The organism is Streptococcus pasteurianus, assembly GCF_004843545.1.
GTDB classification, from domain to species: Bacteria; Bacillota; Bacilli; order Lactobacillales; family Streptococcaceae; genus Streptococcus; species Streptococcus pasteurianus.
The window spans coordinates 1,627,110-1,647,080 of sequence record NZ_CP039457.1 but is presented as its reverse complement, the minus strand read 5'-3'; the positions used below and the strand labels follow the sequence as shown (position 1 = coordinate 1,647,080).

At 36.2% G+C, this 19,971-nt stretch carries 14 protein-coding genes; 10 read left to right on the top strand and 4 right to left on the bottom strand.

Annotation, left to right across the window (positions count from 1 at the left end):
- Window positions 1-192 precede the first annotated feature (192 nt).
- From E8M05_RS08555 to E8M05_RS08545, 3 genes are all read left to right on the top strand, one after another.
- Entirely contained in the window at window positions 193-741 is a 549-nt protein-coding gene (locus E8M05_RS08555; RefSeq protein ID WP_013852158.1) for an NUDIX hydrolase, read from the top strand.
- A gap of 5 nt (window positions 742-746) precedes the next feature.
- The gene (gene macP / locus E8M05_RS08550; RefSeq protein WP_003065954.1) at window positions 747-1,076 is read left to right on the top strand and encodes a cell wall synthase accessory phosphoprotein MacP; all 330 of its coding nucleotides are present in this window, start codon (window positions 747-749) and stop codon (window positions 1,074-1,076) included.
- An 83-nt stretch (window positions 1,077-1,159) separates the two neighbouring features.
- Window positions 1,160-1,852 (top strand): 5'-methylthioadenosine/adenosylhomocysteine nucleosidase, encoded by a 693-nt coding sequence (locus E8M05_RS08545; protein ID WP_003065953.1) that lies wholly within the window; start codon window positions 1,160-1,162, stop codon window positions 1,850-1,852.
- A gap of 1,403 nt (window positions 1,853-3,255) precedes the next feature.
- Here the strand turns inward: E8M05_RS08545 and E8M05_RS08535 are convergent.
- Both E8M05_RS08535 and E8M05_RS08530 read right to left on the bottom strand, forming a co-directional pair.
- On the bottom strand, window positions 3,256-5,433 hold the full coding sequence (locus tag E8M05_RS08535; protein WP_003065950.1) for a GH92 family glycosyl hydrolase: 2,178 nt from the start codon (window positions 5,431-5,433) through the stop codon (window positions 3,256-3,258).
- 1 nt (window position 5,434) lies between these two features.
- Window positions 5,435-6,475, bottom strand: coding sequence for a GntR family transcriptional regulator (locus tag E8M05_RS08530; protein WP_003065948.1), 1,041 nt, complete (start codon window positions 6,473-6,475; stop codon window positions 5,435-5,437).
- Between the two features lie 199 nt (window positions 6,476-6,674).
- On the opposite strand from E8M05_RS08530, the gene E8M05_RS08525 reads away from it, so the two are divergent.
- Window positions 6,675-7,964: a glycoside hydrolase family 125 protein gene (locus tag E8M05_RS08525; RefSeq protein ID WP_003065947.1), complete on the top strand. Its 1,290-nt coding sequence runs from the start codon at window positions 6,675-6,677 to the stop codon at window positions 7,962-7,964.
- Window positions 7,965-8,150: 186 nt separating this feature from the next.
- On the opposite strand, the gene E8M05_RS11890 is transcribed toward E8M05_RS08525, so the two are convergent.
- Together E8M05_RS11890 and E8M05_RS11885 are read right to left on the bottom strand one after the other, a co-directional pair.
- Window positions 8,151-8,393 (bottom strand): hypothetical protein, encoded by a 243-nt coding sequence (locus tag E8M05_RS11890; RefSeq protein WP_003065945.1) that lies wholly within the window; start codon window positions 8,391-8,393, stop codon window positions 8,151-8,153.
- A 20-nt stretch (window positions 8,394-8,413) separates the two neighbouring features.
- Window positions 8,414-8,695, bottom strand: a complete 282-nt coding sequence (locus tag E8M05_RS11885) for a hypothetical protein (RefSeq protein WP_248497719.1) — start codon at window positions 8,693-8,695, stop codon at window positions 8,414-8,416.
- Window positions 8,696-8,984: 289 nt separating this feature from the next.
- Here E8M05_RS11885 and E8M05_RS08515 point away from each other — a divergent pair, with 289 nt between their 5' ends.
- The 6 genes from E8M05_RS08515 to E8M05_RS08490 all read left to right on the top strand — a co-directional run bounded on the left by E8M05_RS08515 (window position 8,985) and on the right by E8M05_RS08490 (window position 19,710).
- Entirely contained in the window at window positions 8,985-11,663 is a 2,679-nt protein-coding gene (locus E8M05_RS08515) for an alpha-mannosidase (protein ID WP_041973872.1), read from the top strand.
- Window positions 11,663-12,595 (top strand): ABC transporter permease, encoded by a 933-nt coding sequence (locus E8M05_RS08510; RefSeq protein ID WP_003065938.1) that lies wholly within the window; start codon window positions 11,663-11,665, stop codon window positions 12,593-12,595. The genes E8M05_RS08515 and E8M05_RS08510 overlap by 1 nt, the downstream gene beginning before the upstream one ends.
- A 14-nt stretch (window positions 12,596-12,609) precedes the next feature.
- Window positions 12,610-13,536, top strand: coding sequence for a carbohydrate ABC transporter permease (locus E8M05_RS08505; protein ID WP_013852152.1), 927 nt, complete (start codon window positions 12,610-12,612; stop codon window positions 13,534-13,536).
- Window positions 13,537-13,604: 68 nt separating this feature from the next.
- Window positions 13,605-15,065 carry an ABC transporter substrate-binding protein gene (locus tag E8M05_RS08500; RefSeq protein WP_003065934.1) on the top strand — a complete coding sequence of 487 codons (1,461 nt, stop codon included), beginning with the start codon at window positions 13,605-13,607 and terminating at the stop codon, window positions 15,063-15,065.
- Between the two features lie 264 nt (window positions 15,066-15,329).
- Window positions 15,330-16,931: a glycoside hydrolase family 13 protein gene (locus E8M05_RS08495; protein ID WP_003065933.1), complete on the top strand. Its 1,602-nt coding sequence runs from the start codon at window positions 15,330-15,332 to the stop codon at window positions 16,929-16,931.
- Window positions 16,932-16,950: 19 nt separating this feature from the next.
- Window positions 16,951-19,710 (top strand): endo-beta-N-acetylglucosaminidase, encoded by a 2,760-nt coding sequence (locus E8M05_RS08490; RefSeq protein WP_003065931.1) that lies wholly within the window; start codon window positions 16,951-16,953, stop codon window positions 19,708-19,710.
- Window positions 19,711-19,971: the final 261 nt, after the last annotated feature.

Genomic DNA, 19,971 nt, shown 5'->3' with positions numbered 1-19,971 from the left:
GTTTAAATCATTAAGCTGTATTATGACATGGGCGATTTCTGCTTATTGTTCAGAGGGGACAGTATCAACTTGATTTGACCTCTTTTTAATGATTTTTTAGGGACATTATGGCAATTGACCGTGTAAGAATGGCATTTCTTGCTGTTTTGTAGTAAAATTTATTTGGGAATATTTTTAGGGAGAATGCTTAGTATGGCTTTTGAAGAAAAAACGCTCAAACGAACAGAAATTTTTGATGGGCACATTTTTAAAGTTGTTGTTGACGATGTTGAATTACCAAATGGTTTAGGTCAAGCTAAAAGAGAACTCATTCTTCACCGAGGAGCTGTTGCTGTTTTAGCGGTGACTGATGAGAATAAAATTATTCTGGTTAAGCAATATCGCAAGTCAATCGAAAAAATTTCTTACGAAATTCCAGCAGGCAAACTCGAAATTGGTGAAAACGGCTCTGAACAAGATGCCGCTGCGCGTGAATTAGAAGAGGAAACAGGATACTCTGGCGATTTAAAACAAATTCATGAGTTTTATACTGCTATTGGTTTTTGCAATGAAAAAATTAAGTTATATCAAGCAACTCATTTGCAAAAAGTGCCAAATCCACGTCCGCAAGATGATGACGAAGTCTTAGAAATTCTTGAATTAACCTATCAAGAATGTATGGATTTGGTGAAATCTGGAGCTATTGAAGATGCTAAAACAATCATAGCCCTTCAATATTATGCTCTGCATTTTGGAGGATAGACAAAATGGGAAAACCACTTTTAACAGACGAGATAATCGAACGTGCTAACCGTGGTGAAATTTTTTATGATGACCAGTATCTAGAGGATGACGAGGAGACAAAAGTTATTCGTACAGACCTTTATGACACCATTGTGCCATATGAAGAAGAGGAAGAAGAAACCCAAGGATTTCTGGATAAATGGAAAGATCGTAAGAAAAAAGACCAATACGTTTATAAAAGTCGTCGCATTGAAAATGCTAAACGTAGCAAGTTTCAACGAAAACTTAATCTAATCATGTTTGTGGTTATTGTTTTATTAATTGCACTCTTTTTCGCGGTGTTTAATCTCTAATTAAAAAAGTTAAGAAGGAGTAAGCAAGAGTTAGAAAACTAACTTGGAGAATCATCTTAGTTGAAAACTCTTGTATTTTTGTGATGAAAATTGGAATTATTGCAGCAATGGAGCAGGAATTAAAGCTTCTTGTGGAACATTTGGAAAACAAAGTTGAACATCAAGTTCTAGGGAATACTTATTATGAAGGTAAACTTGGAAATCATGATGTTGTTCTTGTCCAATCAGGTGTTGGAAAGGTGATGTCAGCGATGTCTGTAGCTGTTCTTGCCGATCATTTTGGTGTTGATGCTCTTATTAACACAGGGTCAGCTGGTGCTGTTGCTACGGGTTTAAATATTGGTGATGTTGTCGTTGCTGATAAATTAGTTTATCATGACGTTGATTTAACAGCTTTTGGCTATGATTATGGTCAAATGTCAATGCAACCTCTTTACTTTGAGTCAGACAAAGGCTTTATTGACACTTTTGAACAAGTCTTAAACAAAGCTAACGTCGCTAGTAAAATTGGTTTGATTGCAACTGGGGATTCTTTTATCGCTGGCCAAGATAAAATTGATGCCATTAAAGCAGCATTTCCAGAAGTTCAAGCTGTTGAAATGGAAGGTGCTGCGATTGCGCAAGCTGCCCACAGTTTGAACAAACCATTTATCGTTGTTCGTGCCATGTCTGACACAGCAGCCCATGATGCCAATATTACATTTGATGAATTTATCATCGAAGCTGGTAAACAATCTGCCAAAATTTTAATGGCATTTTTGGAAAAATTAGCGTAGTAACAGTGACTAAGGGATTATTTATTATAGTTAACACTTTACTCAAATAAATCAGATATATGGAAGTAAAATAAAAATAAGTCTGAGACAAGAGTAACTCAAAGCAAAAAGCAACAGCATCAAAACTGTTGCTTTTTGCTTTGTAGCAAGACTATCTCATGTATCTTCACTGTAACACAAATCAAACAAACTTACCATTAGAAATTGCTTCTTGTTTGTCTACTCACAAGGGGTCTTTTCTGGACGGAAAATCGAAAAAATGATGGTTGAAAACTTGGCATGCCCTATCGAACAGGTCAACTTGTCGTCTCTTAGCGGACTATCAATCAATTTCAAGTAGTAGCTGGTATGGAAAGATAAAAGAAAACTTAAACGCCGTCAGCTTAAGAAAGTCCTTCAAAAAGTTTTAGTGCGGGCTGAAAAGTATGAGAACTATCAAGAAACATTTGATGGTCATAATAGCTTTTCTAAAACCAATCCAGATGCTACCTTTATGCGGATGAAAGAGGAGTATATAGTGGTCAACTCAAAGCAGGTTATGGCAGTAAAGAGAACCTCCTAACCTTAGAAATGGGAGTCAGCCACCTGATTAAATATGGCTTATTTAATAAAGACTAGAAAAGAAAGCAGAAGCAATGTTAAAGGTATTTCGATAATTGAGGTTATGATGAAGTCAATGTTATTTACCTCATCTTGACGGTTTGGAAGATCATTTTGATTCTGTTAAACATCAGAGGACAGAGACAGGATTTGAACAAGAAATCAAGGTTTATCAAGCCGTACAGCTAATTTACCTTCCCAAAAAGGACTCTATGTGAATGGGAATATCAGCTCTTAAAAGTAAAAGAAAGCGCTGTTATCTTAGGAAAGCAGTCAGATTTTTGCACAACGCAAAGTTGATGTGGAATCAGTCTTCGGTCAGATCAAGGCTTGTTTGGGTTACAAACGCTGTAGCTTACTGAAATACAACAAGAAATTAACTAATAAAAAAGAGAAACTCACACTAAATATGACTCTCTCTTTTTTATTAGCTGAGAATTCTGCTTATCTCAGACTTATTTTTTGTCTAAGGTTCCTCAATATATAGTTGAGGACATTCTTTTTGGGCTCGTGAGTGTTTAGTTAACTTTAAAATATTTTTACTACAAGCTAATATTAGCTACTCAAACTTTAATAGTCGCTCAGTTAGTTTTCTACTTGATGTCTATTTATACTGATTAATGCAATGCACAATGTTCAGAAAATAGTGTTTCAACTATTAATTGGAAGTGACCTGAGTACTATGAATTAAAGCCTATACCACATAGTAACTTGATATTAGTATATGAACTTTAAAGTTATAACTCCCTAAGTTTTTGGTGGCTTTGTCGGTATCTTTTTCGATTTAAGAATATGTTTTTTAATTAATCATTTGAGGTGTTAGTGGTATCAGTTGTCATAGAATAGGGGAGTTCATTTGCTGTATAAGAACGTGGATTTGGTACAATTCCTAGTTCAAATGACAGCTCCCCTCCCTTGATGATATCATCATGGTTTAAGAAAGTTTCTGTGATAGTTTTCTTATTAAGATCAATGTGATCAACAAATAGTTGTTGAGGAGCGTTTGGTTGAGCGAGAATAGTCAGTTGTTTTCCAGAAGATAGGTTGATAATAGCTTTGTCCCAAAGAGGAATACCGAGTACATATTGGTTTGAAGCAGCAGTAACTGGATAAAAACCAAGGCTAGAGAAAATGTACCAGGCAGCAGTTGTACCGTTATCTTCGTCACCTGGATATCCTTCATAACCGTTGTTAAAAGTCTCTGTCATAAGTTGTCGTAATAAAGGAGTAGCCATCCAAGGTTTTCCGATATAGCTAAAAAGATAGGGATAATGAAAGCTTGGCTGATTCGAAATAGCAACTTGACCAAATTCGAGTGCTGCTAACTCGCTCATTTCATGGATTTCAAAACCATACCCTTCTACATTGAAATCTGGTCGCTGATTACATAATTTAATTAATTTTTTCTCAAAAGCTTCAGAGGAACCATAGCAACTAATAAGTCCAGCAAAATCATGTAAAACTGACCAAGAAGTTTGCCAAGCAGAACCCTCGGCGTAGTCTCTCCCCCATCTTGTAGGGAGAAAATTAGGACGGAAATTGCCATCAGTATCTTTAGCACGCATAAAACCAGTAACAGGATCAAAGATATTACGATAATTTTTGGCTTGTTGGGCATATTTTTGAGCTATATCATCTTTTCCTAGTTTTTTAGCAACTTGTGAAATACAATAATCAGAGAAAGCATAATCCAGAGTGTGGTTAACAGACTCATGGTGATTGAGTGGTACATAGCCTAGTTGCAAGTAATCTTTAGTACCGCGTCGACCGTAATTTGTTTTGCTTGATTGAACAGTTGCCCCTTTTATCATCGCATCTAAAAATTCAGGCATTAAGTCAAGACGGATTTCCTTACTAGCTGCATCAGCAATGACAGCATCAATTAAAGTACCGGGCATAAGGCCACGTTCATCTGGAGAGAGCCATTTTGGTAAAAAGCCTGTCTCACGATAACTGTTAAGAAATCCTTCTAGCATATCACTATACTGTTCTGTTGCAATTAGGCTGTATAGTGGATAGACAGTTCTGAAAGTATCCCAAAATCCATTATTGGTGTAAAGTGGTCCTGTTTTAATGCTTTTAGAAGTAGTATCATAATGAATTTTCCGATTATCCTTATCGTATTCATAAAATGTTTGAGGAAACAGGAAAGTACGATAGAAGTTATGGTAGAAAGTAGAAACTTCATCTTGGTTATGGTGTTCAATCTGAATACGTGAAAGTAAATCCTCCCAAGCGGCTTCAGCTTTGGTAAGATAATCTTCTTTAGACCAATCTTGTTCACGTTTGAGATTAAGCTGGGCCTGTTCTTGTGAGATAAAAGAAGTTGCAAAGTGGATACTAATTTGTTGAGAATCGCCGAAATGTAACTGAACAGCTCCATTTTCTTCCGTCGTTTTCTGTTCACTTATTGTAAAAGGTTGGCTAGTTTTTAGAATGCAGTAGAAAGTGAAATTTTTATCTTCGCAGTCGGCAAAATTAATAACTGAAAGACTGAGAAGATTAGAGTCTTCTTGAGCTACTTTATATTGACCTGGAAGATGAAGCACGAGTCCATTTTCGCTTGCTTGAGTGTCTTTATAGGTAATGTCAAGTAAACCACCATACATAGATGGAATCAATTCAGAAGTGATTTGGTAGCGACATTGAGTGATTTTTAATCGTGTAGGATTAAAAATAGCTTCTTCTGGTCGGTAGGAACTTGTAATATGGTATAAAGAAAGGTCTTTTACCAAGCCCGAAATAGGAGTCATAGTGAGATGTGAAAAATCTCCCATCCATGGACTTGGTTGATGAGTTATGCGATACCCTTCAAAGGTTCGATCGTTTGGATGAAACCACCAAGCCCCCCGGTTGTTAGCAGTCGAGGGGGCGAAATAATTCATCCCCCAAGGAAGTCCCGTGTAAGGGAGGCAGTTTCCATGTGAAAAAGTAGCATCATTTGCAGTGCCATGACGTGTGTCGATAGTATGAATAATCATTTTATATTGTGTGCTCCTTTAAAGTTTTGCGTTTTACAAGATGGACAGGGATTTTAACATCATTTGGCCTTTCTCCTGTTTGAATCCAGTCTAGAAGAAGTTGACCAGCGACCTGTCCCATACGAAAGAAATCTTGTGCTACTGTAGTAAGTGGTGGATTGGAAAGACTCGCTGCCTGAATGTCATCAAACCCTATAATGGAAAGATCATTTGGGATAGAAAAATTATTATCTTGTAATGTTTTCATTGCTTGTAGAGCCACTAAATCATTTTCGCAAACTAAACCAGTTACCTTTTGCTCACGCACTAATTCTAAGACCGAATCTTCTGTATACAGCGCATTATCTAATGTAGTATGAAAAGGAATATTATATTCATTGAGAACTTTAATATAACCTAAGTAGCGATTTCTAGTTGTATGAGGATGATGTTTTTCATTGCTAGTAAGAAAGGCAATGCGCTGATGCCCTAGTTCTAATAGTGCTTGTGTAGCTTGTTCACCACCATTAAAATTATCTGAAGAGACACACGGAAATTGAAAACTATAGATTGGTTTATCTAATAATACAACAGGAAATTGCTGTAGGGAAAGTTCTAATAAGATATCTAGATACTGTGCAGTCGATAGAGGATAGTAAATCAAACCATCAAAACTTTTGGTAATATCAGCGACGGTATTTTCATTTAGATAATTAGCATAGGTAATAAAAACTTTGATATCACTATTATCTAAAGTTGGTACAAGTCCCTGGGTGAAATTACCAAAAGAGACACCTTCAAATGGAATGAGAAAGAGGATTTGTTTCGAAGAGTGGGTTTGTTGCTTTTGAGGGAGTTGGACAAAGGTACCTTTTCCTCTGGTCCTACTAACAAGTCCAAGATGCTCTAAATCATTAAGAGCTCGCTTGGCAGTGATGCGGCTTACAGAGTAACTTTCGGAAAGTTCCTTTTCAGTTGGAAGCTGGTCTCCTACTTTAAAATAACCACTAACAATTTTTTGTTTTAAATCGTCAGAGATATGTTGGTAGAGAGGTAACGTCATAAAAGTATCCCTTTCTTTTAAATATGATATACCATATTTTACTATTTTTTATTAAAAAAACAAGGAAAAAAGCCCAAAAAACTATTTTTTTAATTAAAAAGTTATAATATATCAAAAAAAGCGCTTGCAAAAAATATCAAAAAGACGTATAATCTACTCAAAAGATATATCAAATATTCTATGGAGGAAGACAGTGAGTATGACTATTCCAAAATCGGTTCAAAAATTTATGGAAGAAATAACGGAACTTTGTGGTGAAACTCATAAAGAGTGGGCGATTAATTTTAATCATTCTTTTTCAAATACCTTAGAAACGACCTTAAAAGTTCATGACGATGGTACTACTTTTTTGTTGACAGGTGATATTCCAGCTATGTGGCTGCGGGACTCGACAGCTCAAATGCGTCCTTATCTTGTATTAGCCGAAAAAGATGAAGCTATTCGGAACTTAATTGCTGGCCTTGTTCGTAAGCAAATGTATTATATCAATCTCGATCCATATGCAAATGCCTTTAATGAAAGCGAAAATTTTGCAGGTCATCAGAGTGACCACACAAATTTTAATAGTGCAAAAGGATGGATTTGGGAACGCAAATACGAGATTGATTCGCTTTGTTATCCTGTTCAACTAGCTTATTTGCTTTATAAAAATACGGGCTATACAGAGCATTTTGATGAAGTTTTTGTAGAAGCAGCAAGTAAAATATTAGATGTCTTCGAAATAGAACAAAATCATGAAAAGTCTGAGTATCGTTTTGTTCGTGATACGGAGCGTTTGGAAGATACGTTACCACGAGAAGGACGTGGGACAGCTGTCGCTTACACGGGGATGACTTGGTCCGGTTTTAGACCAAGTGATGATGCTTGTCAATATGGTTATCTGGTTCCGTCTAATATGTTTGCAGTAGTAGTGTTAGATTACCTTGTGGAGATTTTTACCAATCTTATCCCAAATGATACTCTAGCTTGTCGAGCTGAGAAATTATGTATGGTGATTCGGGACGGGTTGGAGAACCATGCCAAGACGACAAATCAAAAAGGTGAGACTATTTGGGCCTATGAAGTAGATGGTCTTGGTCAAGCATCTATTATGGACGACAGCAATGTTCCTAATTTAATGGCGGCTCCTTATCTTGGCTTTTGTGAGATGGATGATGCCTGCTACCTTCAAACGCGAGAGACACTACTAAGTCAGGAAAATCCATTTTATTATGAAGGAACATATGCGTGTGGTATTGGTTCCAGTCATACTCCTGAAAACTATGTGTGGCCAATTGCAATGGCTATGGAAGGACTAACTAGTTTAGATAAAAAAGAGAAAAGACGTATCTTAGATCAGTTGGTTGCAACTGATGCAGGGACGCATTTGATGCATGAAGGCTTTGATGTTGATAACCCGAAACACTATACTCGAGAGTGGTTTAGTTGGGCTAATATGATGTTTTGTGAATTAGTTATGGATTATTTTGATATTCGTGTAAAAAGATAAGAGGATAATTTTCTAGCGGTTTCAAAGGCTGTCATATCAGCTCCAATTTCAGAAATGATACGTAAAGCTGATAAGCGAACCAGGTACGCTTTGGATAACTGATACTTGTTCTTGAAACTTCTGTCTCAAGTCTAAAATTATTTGTTTAAATCTTCTTTACAAATGGCTAGTTCATCGTAGTGAACCTTAATCAGTGGTTATCTCACTATCAATGGTAATTTCTAAAGCTTGGGCTTTGACTGTCATACTTTTATGAACCAGTTCTCCAATTTTTGATTCTTCTTCGGGGTGGTCAAGGATGCTTTCGATAATTGATTGAGCACTTTTTCCGAAAACATCAGAAACGACATTTGCCGCTTGAATATTAGACCAAGTCAGACAATTTTGATAATGGTTCTTTTCATTCACTTGAAGTTGCGTTAATTTCATACGATAACGAAAGAGGTCAGCTATCCACTGTGTCTTTTTCTTATCTGTCTTTTTCCTCGAATTGCTTTGACGTATTTAGGATAAGCCAAACAAATATGGTAGTCCTTTTTAAGGATATTAAAGACTGGAATCCAGTATTTTCTAGTTGATTCCATGCAGATATCCAACCAGGAATAATAGTTAAGCCAATCTTTTAGCTGAAGAAGCCCGTTGGTAAAAGTCGAAAAAGGTTTACGGTGATATTTCGTAATTCTTTGCTTATTTGCGATAGCAACAACCGCAATCACAAAGGTTTTGTGCACATCGATTTCACAACAAGTCGGATAGACAATTTTTACTATGGGTTACTCCCTACATAAACGAGCTAAGTATAAGTTTAGTGCTCATCTTTGCAGTTAGTGATGCTTGATAGAAAAGACGGCACCTATAAGGATACAAGGTCGTAGATGAAATCACACACTTACTCATCTCCCTGTGATTTGTAGTAGTGACAAGGCTTCTCACTTTAATTGTAATCTAGAAAACTCAAAGCACAACACTTTCTCATGAGGTGTTATGCTTTGAATGAAACGAAAGGAATGTATTATAAGAATGACAAAGAAAACAGTACATATCATTTCTCATAGTCATTGGGATCGGGAATGGTATATGGCTTATGAAGAACATCACATGCGACTGATTCAGTTGATTGATGATTTATTGGATTTATTTAAGGCAGATCCAGACTTTGATAGTTTTCATTTAGATGGACAAACTATTATTCTAGAGGATTATTTGCAAGTAAGACCTGAAAGGCGTCAAGAATTAGCTGAAGCGATTACTGCAGGCAAATTAAAAATTGGACCTTTTTATATTTTACAAGATGATTTTTTAATTAGTCCTGAAGCGAATGTTCGTAATATGTTAATAGGACGTCAAGATTCTGAGCATTGGGGCTCGCCAGTAGAACTAGGTTATTTTCCAGATACTTTTGGTAACATGGGACAAGCTCCACAACTCATGAAAGGTGCAAAACTAAATGCCGCAGCTTTTGGTCGAGGGGTTAAACCTATTGGTTTTGATAATCAGGTTTTAGAGCAGTCCGATGAAGCTTATAGCTCACAGTTTTCAGAAATGTGGTGGGAAGGACCAGATGGAACTAAGATTTTAGGGATTTTATTTGCTAACTGGTATTCTAATGGAAATGAGATACCTTCAGAAAAGGAAGCTGCAAAAAGCTTTTGGAAAGAAAAATTAGCAGACGTGGAGCGCTTTGCTTCTACATCTCACCTTTTGATGATGAATGGAGTTGATCATCAACCAGTTCAAAAAGATTTGAGTAAGGCTATTCGACTAGCCAATGAACTTTTTCCAGACTATCATTTTGTTCATAGCAACTGGCCAGCCTATTTAGAGGCAGTATGTTCGGATTTGCCTGAGGAGCTTTCTACGGTAACAGGAGAATTGACTTCTCAAGAGACTGATGGTTGGTATACTTTGGCCAATACAGCTTCTAGCCGTGTTTATCTCAAACAGTGGAATACAAAAGTAGAACGCCAATTGGAAAATGTTGCCGAGCCACTAGCGAGTCTGGCTTACCGAGTGACTAATCAGTATCCACATGATCAATTAACTTATGCATGGAAGACGCTTCTGCAAAATCATCCTCATGATAGCATTTGTGGTTGTTCAGTTGATGCAGTACATCGTGAAATGATGACACGTTTTGAGAAAGCTTACGATGTCGGAAACTTTATTGCTGAGGATGCCTTAGTGGAATTATCAAAAGCAATTACTTTTGAAGGGGAACATCCTTTTGTAGTATTTAATACGGCAAGTTATTCAAAAACTGGTGAGGTCGAAGTTGAGGTGGTTTTGGAACGCAAGTTCTTTAAGGATGGACGTCCGGATCAACTCTATGATCATTTACAAACACGTCCTCAATGTCAATATAAGGTTGTTGATCGAAATGGCTGTGAAATTCCAGCTATGATTAGTGATGAGGAAGTTCTATTTGATTATGATTTACCAAAAGACCGTTTCCGAATCCCTTATATGAAACGTTTTGTTAAAGTCACTCTCTTCTTGAAGGATATGCCTGCTTTTTCTTGGGATACTTACGATTTAGTTCGAGCAGATACAGCCTCTTATCAGAAAGAAAGTATGATTTTTGATCGAATTATTGAAAATGAATATATTCAATTGAAAGTTCAAGAAAACGGTAGCCTGCGTTTGTTTGATAAGATTTCGCAAAAAGTTTTTCATGATTTACTTGTTTTTGAAGAGACAGGAGATATAGGGAATGAATACATCTATTTCCAACCAACAGGCACAAAGCCAATCCTGTCAACGGATTTACCAACTACTTTCTCTGTTGTCATAGATAGACCAGAATTAGCAAAAGTTCGATTAGAGCAAGTCATGATGGTTCCTGAATCAGCAGATGCCTTGTTGGAAGAAGAACAGAAAAAAGTTTTGGAATTCCGTAATCGAAAGGCAGGCCGTTCTGAGAAGATGATACCGATGAAAGTAACAACTTTCATAACAGTTCGTCAATACTCGAAAAAAATAGATTTTGAAACTTATGTGGACAATCAAGCTAAAGATCATCGCCTTCGGGTACTCTTTCCAACAGGTATGAAAGTAGCGACTCATGAAGCAGATAGTATTTATGAAGTGGTAACTAGACCAAATGTAGTACCAAAAACATGGGAGAATCCAACAAACCCACAACATCAGCAGGCTTTTGTAAATTTACGTAATGACCAATATGGTCTAACTGTTGGTAACTTTGGTTTGAATGAATATGAAATTTTAGATAGTTCGACTATTGCACTTACTCTCTTTAGGGGAGTCGGTGAGATGGGGGATTGGGGCTACTTCCCAACGCCGGAAGCACAAACATTGGGCAAGCTTAGATTTTGCTATAGCTTAGAATGTCATGGTCAACCAAGGGAACGTTATAAGACTTATCAAAATGCTTATGCTAGTCAAGTACCATTTTCAGCGATTCAGATTTTATCCACAGATGATAATACATCTACCAAGATGCCGTCTCATGGAACAATGGTAGCTATTGATGATGAGCGTTTTGCTGTGACAGCTTTAAAACGTCGTATATCTGATAATGGTCTCGTCTTACGTGGTTTTAATCTATCGAATCAATCGATTGATTTGAAATTTAATGGAGCTTTACAACTTAATTTATTGGAAGAAGCTTTAGATACACCTTTTGAGGGGCATGTCGGTCCATGCAATATTCAAACTCTATTAATTAAGGAGGAAGAATAATGACAAAATTTTTCAAAAATCTTTGGAGATACAAAGCTTTGGTAGCTATGGCTTTGCCTGGTGCTGTTTGGATGGTTTTCTTCTTTTACATCCCAGTTTTTGCTAATGTTGTCGCTTTCAAAGACTTTCATTTAGATCCAGCAGGTTTTTTAGCTAGTTTATCCAATAGCCCTTGGGTAGGATTGAGTAATTTTGAATTCCTCTTTTCTTCAGGAGCAGCTTTTGACATTACTCGTAACACTATTCTTTATAATCTTGGTTTTATTACTCTGAATTTGTTTATTTCGATTTCATTTGCCATTATTATGAGTGAGTTACGTAATAAAAAGCTTGTAAAAGTGTATCAGACAATGTCACTTTTCCCTTACTTTCTTTCTTGGATTGTAATTTCTTACTTTGTTTATGCATTTTTGGCACCAGGAAAAACAGGTATTATCAACCAACTCATTATGAATAATGGTGGTGTGCCTGTTAACTGGTACCAAGAACCAAAGTATTGGGTTGCTATAATTCTCTTTATTGGTGTCTGGAAAGGAATTGGTTATAACTCAATTGTTTATTTTGCTACTGTCATGGGAATCAATCCAACCTATTATGAAGCAGCCATGGTAGATGGAGCTACAAAATGGCAACAAATTAAACATGTTACCATACCACAAGTTATTCCTTTGATGACCATTTTGACCATACTAGCAGTGGGTAATATTTTTAGAGCAGACTTTGGATTATTCTACAATGTACCACGTCAGTCAGGTGCCTTAACTTCGGTTACTCAGGTGTTAGATACTTACATCTATAATGGTTTGGCTAATACAGGAGATTTAGGAATGGCGACGGCTGCCGCACTTTATCAGTCAGTTGTTGGTTTTATTTTGTTAATGATTACAAACTTTTTCGCTCGTAAATTAGATAGCGATTCTGCCTTATTCTAGGAGGAGATTTGATTGTGAAGAAAAAAAAGAAAAAAATAGCATCTTTATCTGTTAGGGGATTTAATCGTCCGGTCAATTTTATCTTCAATATTGTGATTGCGTTATTTGCGATTTCATGTGTTCTCCCCTTTTTATTTGTTTTAGCTATTTCACTTACAAAAGAATCAGCTTTACAGCAATATGGTTATAGTTTTTTTCCTAGGGAATGGAGCTTTTATGCTTACACTTTCTTGTTTGATCAGATGAAAGAGAAGATGTTGCAGTCTTTATTTGTAACAATTCTTGTAACAGTTCTTGGGACAGTGATTAATGCGACGGCAACTTCTTTATATGCTTATGCAATTTCTCGGAATAACTTTCCTTTTCGTCGCTTTTTTACAGTATTTTGTCTTATCACTATGCTGTTTTCACCTGGTATGATTGCTAACTATCTTGTTGTAACCAATCTTTTGCAACTGCAAGATACAATTTGGGCCTTAATTTTACCAATGGCAGTTTCTCCATTTAATATTATTGTTATGCGAACCTTTTTCAAACGTTCGGTTCCGGATTCTATTATTGAGTCAGCACGTATTGACGGGGCTAGCGAGATGAGAATCTTTACTCAAATTGTTCTTCCACTAGCTGTCCCTGGTATTGCTACTATCTCACTTTTTGCAGCGCTTGGCTATTGGAATGATTGGTTCAATGCTCTACTTTATATATCAGATGATAAGCTGATACCGTTGCAGTATTTATTGATGAAGATTCAAAATAATCTACAATATTTGACGCAAAATGCTGGAGCAGGATCACAGATTGCTGGTGGTCTAGCGGCTCTTCCGGGAGAATCAGCTCGAATGGCTATTGTCGTTATCTCAACTTTGCCGATTGCAATCAGCTATCCTTTCTTCCAACGCTATTTTGTTAAGGGATTGACAATTGGCGGTGTCAAAGAATAGCTAAGATATTATTTACTTTTTAATGTGTTATTTAAATAAAATGGAGGAAACTCCAAGGAGGTTATCTTATGAAAAAATACCAAAGAATTGCTCTTGCTTCACTGTCGATATTGGCAGCTACAACTCTCGTAGCTTGTGGAACTTCAAAATCTTCTAAAGAAGGTTCTAGTGACAAAATCCTGCACATGTATCAAAAAGGTGATAAGCCGGATAATTATGAAGAGTTGATGGCTCAAGCTAATAAAATTATTGAAAAAGAAACAGGATATAAACTAGAAATTAGTTACATTGGTTGGGGAGATTATGATAAAAAAATGAATGTTATAATTTCTTCTGGTGAGGATTACGATATAGCTTTTGCTCAGGATTATGCGACTAATGCTTCTAAGGGAGCGTTTGCTGATTTGACAGACTTAGCACCTAAGTATGCTAAAACTGCATATGAATCTCTCAATCCATCTTATATTGAAGGAAATAAGATTAATGGTAAACTTTATGCTTTTCCTGTAAATGCGAATATTTATGCCCAACAAGTAATTACTTTTAATAAACAGTATCTTGATAAGTATAATTTATCAATTAATGATGTGAATTCCTTTGCGTCAGCTCAAAAAGTTTTAGAAGAATTTCATGAAAAAGAGCCAAATATTGCAGCTCTAGCTGTTGGTCAAGGGTATAAAACACCAGGAAATGTTGATTATGTATTAGGAAATGGCCTACCATTTGTGGTTGATGTGACTGGAGATGGAAAGAAAATTCAAAATGTATATGATATTCCTTCTTATGTTGAGAATTTAAAACTAATGCATGAATATTATACAAAAGGACTTATTCCAGCAGATGCTGCTACTTCTAGTACTGCTTATGATTTGAACTCAAACAACTGGTTTGCTCGAATTGAGACTCAAGGTCCTTACGATTATGGTGATACCATCTTAACGCAAGCTGCAGGTCAAGAATTAGTTTCAAAACCTTTGACAGAATCATTGATTACAACTGACCAAGCACGTGTAGCAAATTTTGTTGTCTCAAATACTTCTAAACATAAAAAAGAAGCAGTGCAAGTTCTTGGATTAATCAACAGCAACGAAAAGCTACTTAATACTCTTGTTTATGGTATTGAAGGTAAACAATGGGAAAAAACGGGTGATAAGAAGATTAAAACATTGAAATCTTATAGTGAAGGTGTAACACACATGCCTGCTTGGAATACTGGAAATAATGCCCTTCTTTACACTACAGATGCTGTTACAGATGAGATGATTGCTAAAAGAGATGAGTCTATTAAAAATGCTTCTGTTTCACCATTATTAGGTTTTACTTTCGATCAATCAAAAGTAAAATCTGAGATTTCAAATCTTTCTAATGTGATGAGTCAGTACTTGGACCAATTAAATACAGGAAGTGTTGATCCGACTGAAACATTGCCAAAACTAAAAGATGATTTGAAGAAAGCTGGTTTTGATAAAGTACAAAAAGAAATGCAAGCACAATATGATGATTATCTTAAAAGTAAAGAATCTAACTAAAGGTATGGTTAACAACAGTCGTTTTTAAAATTAGAGTTTAATTGGTCTAACGTATTAAAACTTTGCTATACCAGAAATCTACTTGACTGAAATTCGGTAGAAAAATTAGTAAGTATCGGGACCTCTCTTGTTGTTTTTTTAAAACATCTTGGGAGGTCTTATTTACTAATAAGTTAACTCAACATTTTATTTTCTTCCTCTTGTATCTATCTTATTCTTAAGCTACATTGGAAGTTGTTCACAATAAAAAATGATTTGGAGTATATGATGACTAATTGGTGGAAAAAAGCTGTTATTTATCAGATTTATCCACGTTCTTTTAAAGATAGTAATGGTGATGGAATAGGAGATATACGTGGAATCTTAGAGAAGTTAGATTATCTAAAAAACTTAGGAATTGATGCTATTTGGCTATCTCCTGTTTATCAATCTCCCATGGTTGATAATGGTTATGATGTGGGGGATTATTGTAAAATCGACCCAATTTTTGGAACGCTATCAGATTTTGATAAGCTTGTCAATCAGTCAAAAAAACTAGGAATTCGTCTGATTATGGATATGGTGGTAAATCATACTTCGGACCAACATGCTTGGTTTCAAGAATCTTGTAAATCTAAGCATAATTCTAAAAGAAATTTCTATATCTGGCGTGATCAGCCTATCGGAAATCCTAGTAACTGGACCTATGATTCGCAGACCAATCAGTATTATTACCATCTCTTTAGTCCCCAGCAACCTGATCTTAACTGGGAAAATAAAGAAGTTCGTCAGCAAATTTATCAGATGATGAATTTTTGGTTAGACAAAGGTATTAGCGGTTTTCGTTTGGATGTGATTGATTTGATTGGTAAGCAAGTCGATAAGGAAGTGACAGTAAATGGTCCGCATCTTCATGATTATCTTCAAGAAATGCATGAGGCTACCTTCGGAAAGCGTGATTGTCTTGTCGTTGGTGAGGCTTGGTCGAGTTCACCAGAGTTGGCAAAGCTTTACAGTGCGCCAGAACGTAAGGAATTGTCGATGGTTTTTGGCTTTTGGCATATCTTGACTTCAGCTGGAAATGGTGACAAATGGAATAAACTTCCTTTAAATGTACCAAAACTAAAAGAGGCTCTACTTGCTTGGCAATCACTAAAGCCAAATCAAGCATGGAATGCTTTATTTACAAATAATCATGATTTGCCACGCATAGTATCTTTCTGGGGTGATGAAGGAGACTATCGTGAGCGTTCGGCTAAAGCTTTTGCTATTCTTTTTCACTTGCTACGAGGCACACCCTTTATTTATCAGGGAGAAGAATTGGGCATGACCAACTATCCCTTTACTGACTTGTCGGAGTTTAAAGATATAGAATCGTGGGATTTTTACAAGTTACAACGACAAATTGGGAAGTCAAAAGAAGATATTTTGAATATCTTACGTGATATGAGTCGTGACAATGCTAGAACCCCTATGCAATGGACAAGTGATATCCAAGCAGGATTTACAACGGGGATTCCTTGGATATCAGTAAATCCTAATTATGTCAATATTAATGCAAAGGATGCTTTAGCAGAGCCTCAATCTATTTTTACGACTTATCAAAATCTGATTCGTCTGAGACACGATGAAGATTGGGTCACTACGGGAGAAACTTTATTTCTAGATAGTGTTGATAGCGTTATTGCCTATCTCAGAAAAACATCTCACCAGACAATTCTTGTGGTCATTAATTTGTCATCCTATCCACAGAATTTTGAGTCTGATTTTATTATAAAACGTCTTATTATTGGTAATGTCTCATTTCCAGATTCGCTGAGTATGGTTTTGCTCCAACCTTGGCAAGCTTTTGCTATCGAAATCGATTCGGTGACTAGGGAAGACTAACTATTTATTGGAGAATGATATGAAAATAACGAAGAAAATGCTCGTTCGATTAGGTCTGTCAACAACAGGAGTGTTAACAGTAGCAACTTTATTAGCAGCTTGTAATAATATGTCTAGTGAGACAAACTATAAAGTAACCTCGGAAGCAATAGCGGACTATCAAAGTAAAAATACCCCCATTTCCTCCTATTGGATGCCCGAAAAATTCTTGAAGTGGTCAGCTAAAAAAGATAAAGATTTACTCTATAATCAATCAAGAGTTCCTCTGGCAAAACGTGTTGCTACAGAGAATTTAACTTCGTCAAATTCCTCACAAAATGAGAAGACTAAAATTGTAGCTCTTTCGATGATGAACTCGTCTACTTCGGGGAACCCATCACGTGGTAGTTCTGAATTTTCGACTTATACTTTCGACTATTGGCAATACATTGATACACTAGTGTATTGGGGTGGTTCAGCTGGAGAGGGGTTGATTGTGACTCCATCAGCAGATGTTATCGATGAAGCTCATATCAACGGTGTACCTGTTCTGGGCACGATTTTCCTACCTCCTAATGAATATGGTGGTAAGGAAGATTGGGTTAAGAAAATGCTTGCAAAGGATGATAATGGTCAATTTCCATTTGCAAGTCAAATGGTAAAAGTGGCAAAAGCATATGGATTTGAAGGTTGGTTTATCAATGAAGAAACAGATGGACTTAGCGCTGAAGATGCGGCAAATATGAAAGCCCTTATTCAACAAGTCAAAAAAGAAGAGCCTAATCTGCAAGTGATGTGGTATGATGCCATGACAAAAGATGGTAAGGTAGATTGGCAAAATCAACTTAATGATCAAAATGCAACCTTCATAGAAGATAAGGCAGCTGATAGCATGTTCTTGAATTTTTGGTGGAATACTAATAAGCTAGCCGATCAAAAGTTACTTGAGAAATCAAATCAATACGCTAAAGAACATAGTTTGGATCCATATCAAATTTATGCGGGGATAGATGTTCAAGAAAAAGATGTGCAGACATCGGTTAAATGGGACTTATTGGAGCAAGGAGACAATAGCACCCAAACTTCTATCGGTTTGTATGCTGCTAGTGCCACCTATACCAATGCTACTGATTGGGATGATTTCCAAAATCGCGAGTCAACTTTTTGGGTCAATCAAGAAGCAGATCCAAGAAAAGTCGATGCCTCTGATGATGAATCTTGGATCGGACTTTCTAAATATGTCCTGGAAAAATCAGCAATCACAGGAGATTCGTTTACTACTAATTTCAATCTAGGAAATGGTTATAATTATTTTAAAGACGGTCAAAAAATATCCGAAAGAGACTGGAACGATCGTAGTTTGGCGGGTATTCTACCGACTTATCGTTGGATTATTGACAATGAAGGCGATAATCAGATAACTCCAAGTTTTGATTTTGCTAATGCTTATAATGGTGGTAATTCTCTTAAATTGCAGGCAGACTATCTTGCAGCAGGTAAATCTTCTACGCTTACTTTGTTTGCCACAGATTTGACCGTCAAAAAAGATGCCATTTTTTCTGTCAAGATGCGTTCCGATCAATCAGTTAAAGTTAAAGCGATTTTTGAATTATCTGATGGTAAAAAAATTGAGTTATCTGGGGATAAAAGCTTAGATAGTGATTGGTCTAATATTACTTTTGATACCAAAAAACTGGTTGGAAAAAACATTCGAAAAATTGGACTTCGCTTGACAGCAGATAAAGATATGGAGGCTCAATCTATTCATATTGGCGAAATGACATTGACAAATGGAGACAAAGCTAAAAATATTTCTGTAGCAGAGGCTAAAGTCTCTGATAAAGTCTTTGAAGAAGAAGGGACTATTGGTGGTTTTAGACTAACTTGGAAGTCAGATGCAGATGAGAGTAATCAAGTACACTATGAGATTTATCAGATTAATGCGGATAAAAGCAAGGAATTTTTAGGTAGCTCCAATATTAATGCTTTCTTTGTAAACGCTTTAAAACGTGGTAAAAATGTAGAGAAAACAAGCTTTGAGATTGTACCTGTTAACCAAGAGGGTAAAGCAGGAAAATCATCAACTACTACAGTTGATTGGCCAGATAATTCTTTACCACAAGCAGCATTTGTAGCAGATAAAACAGTGGTTAGTGTTGGTGAAAAAGTGCACTTTATAAATAAGTCAAACTTAGCTTCTGTAAAATACAAGTGGAAAATCGAAGGTGCCGATAAGGAAAGTGCAACAGCGAAAAATCCGACAGTAAGTTTTGCAAAAGCAGGTACCTATTCAGTTAGTTTGACAGCAGTAAATAATAAGGGCAAGGAAAATAAAGTGACGCAAAAAGCTTTAATAACTGTCGTAGATAAAACAGTGGAATTAACAAATTTTGCTCTCAATAAAGTAGTTGAAGTGGATGGATTTACCAATGAATCAGAAGCAGGCGAAATGGTTGTTGATGGTAAATTAGATACGAAGTGGTGTGCTGTTGGCCCCCGTAAACATAATGTGACGATTGATCTTGGAAAAGCAGAAACAATTAACCAAGTATCAATCAGCCATGCAGAAGCTGGTGGAGAATCGGCGGACATGAATACTTCCGATTATATTGTTGAAGTCTCAGCAGATAAGCAAAACTGGACAGAAGTTGCTAATGTGAAAAAAAATAAGGCGGAAGAAACACAACACGCCTTTAAGCAATGTCAAGCACGTTATGTGCGTATCACAGCAAAAAAACCAACTCAAGGTTCTGACTCAGCGGTTCGCTTGTATGAAGTTCAAGTACAAGGTTTAAAATAAATACAAAATTCACTTAGAAAAGATACTTCCTTATATTTCGGCATCTCTTAATGAATCATTATTTATGAATTTGCAACTCTTATTTGAGTAAAATAATCCTTTAGAAATAAGTAATTCTGAGAAAAATGGATCATGTACACTCTTCGAAAGTTAAAACGATACTGTACCTTCCTTGACTTACCAAATCTTGGTTATATGGGGTAGTTCATTATCTAGTATAGTTTTAATTTTCGTTGAGCGCTATTTGATATTTACTGTTTA

What these genes read in the sequence shown, in the direction of transcription:
- E8M05_RS08555 (WP_013852158.1), top strand. Translation starts at nt 193, where the DNA reads ATGGCTTTTGAAGAAAAAACGCTCAAACGAACAGAAATTTTTGATGGG.
- macP (WP_003065954.1), top strand. Translation starts at nt 747, where the DNA reads ATGGGAAAACCACTTTTAACAGACGAGATAATCGAACGTGCTAACCGT.
- E8M05_RS08545 (WP_003065953.1), top strand. Translation starts at nt 1,160, where the DNA reads ATGAAAATTGGAATTATTGCAGCAATGGAGCAGGAATTAAAGCTTCTT.
- E8M05_RS08535 (WP_003065950.1), bottom strand. Translation starts at nt 5,433, where the DNA reads ATGATTATTCATACTATCGACACACGTCATGGCACTGCAAATGATGCT.
- E8M05_RS08530 (WP_003065948.1), bottom strand. Translation starts at nt 6,475, where the DNA reads ATGACGTTACCTCTCTACCAACATATCTCTGACGATTTAAAACAAAAA.
- E8M05_RS08525 (WP_003065947.1), top strand. Translation starts at nt 6,675, where the DNA reads ATGACTATTCCAAAATCGGTTCAAAAATTTATGGAAGAAATAACGGAA.
- E8M05_RS11890 (WP_003065945.1), bottom strand. Translation starts at nt 8,393, where the DNA reads ATGAAATTAACGCAACTTCAAGTGAATGAAAAGAACCATTATCAAAAT.
- E8M05_RS08515 (WP_041973872.1), top strand. Translation starts at nt 8,985, where the DNA reads ATGACAAAGAAAACAGTACATATCATTTCTCATAGTCATTGGGATCGG.
- E8M05_RS08510 (WP_003065938.1), top strand. Translation starts at nt 11,663, where the DNA reads ATGACAAAATTTTTCAAAAATCTTTGGAGATACAAAGCTTTGGTAGCT.
- E8M05_RS08500 (WP_003065934.1), top strand. Translation starts at nt 13,605, where the DNA reads ATGAAAAAATACCAAAGAATTGCTCTTGCTTCACTGTCGATATTGGCA.
- E8M05_RS08495 (WP_003065933.1), top strand. Translation starts at nt 15,330, where the DNA reads ATGATGACTAATTGGTGGAAAAAAGCTGTTATTTATCAGATTTATCCA.
- E8M05_RS08490 (WP_003065931.1), top strand. Translation starts at nt 16,951, where the DNA reads ATGAAAATAACGAAGAAAATGCTCGTTCGATTAGGTCTGTCAACAACA.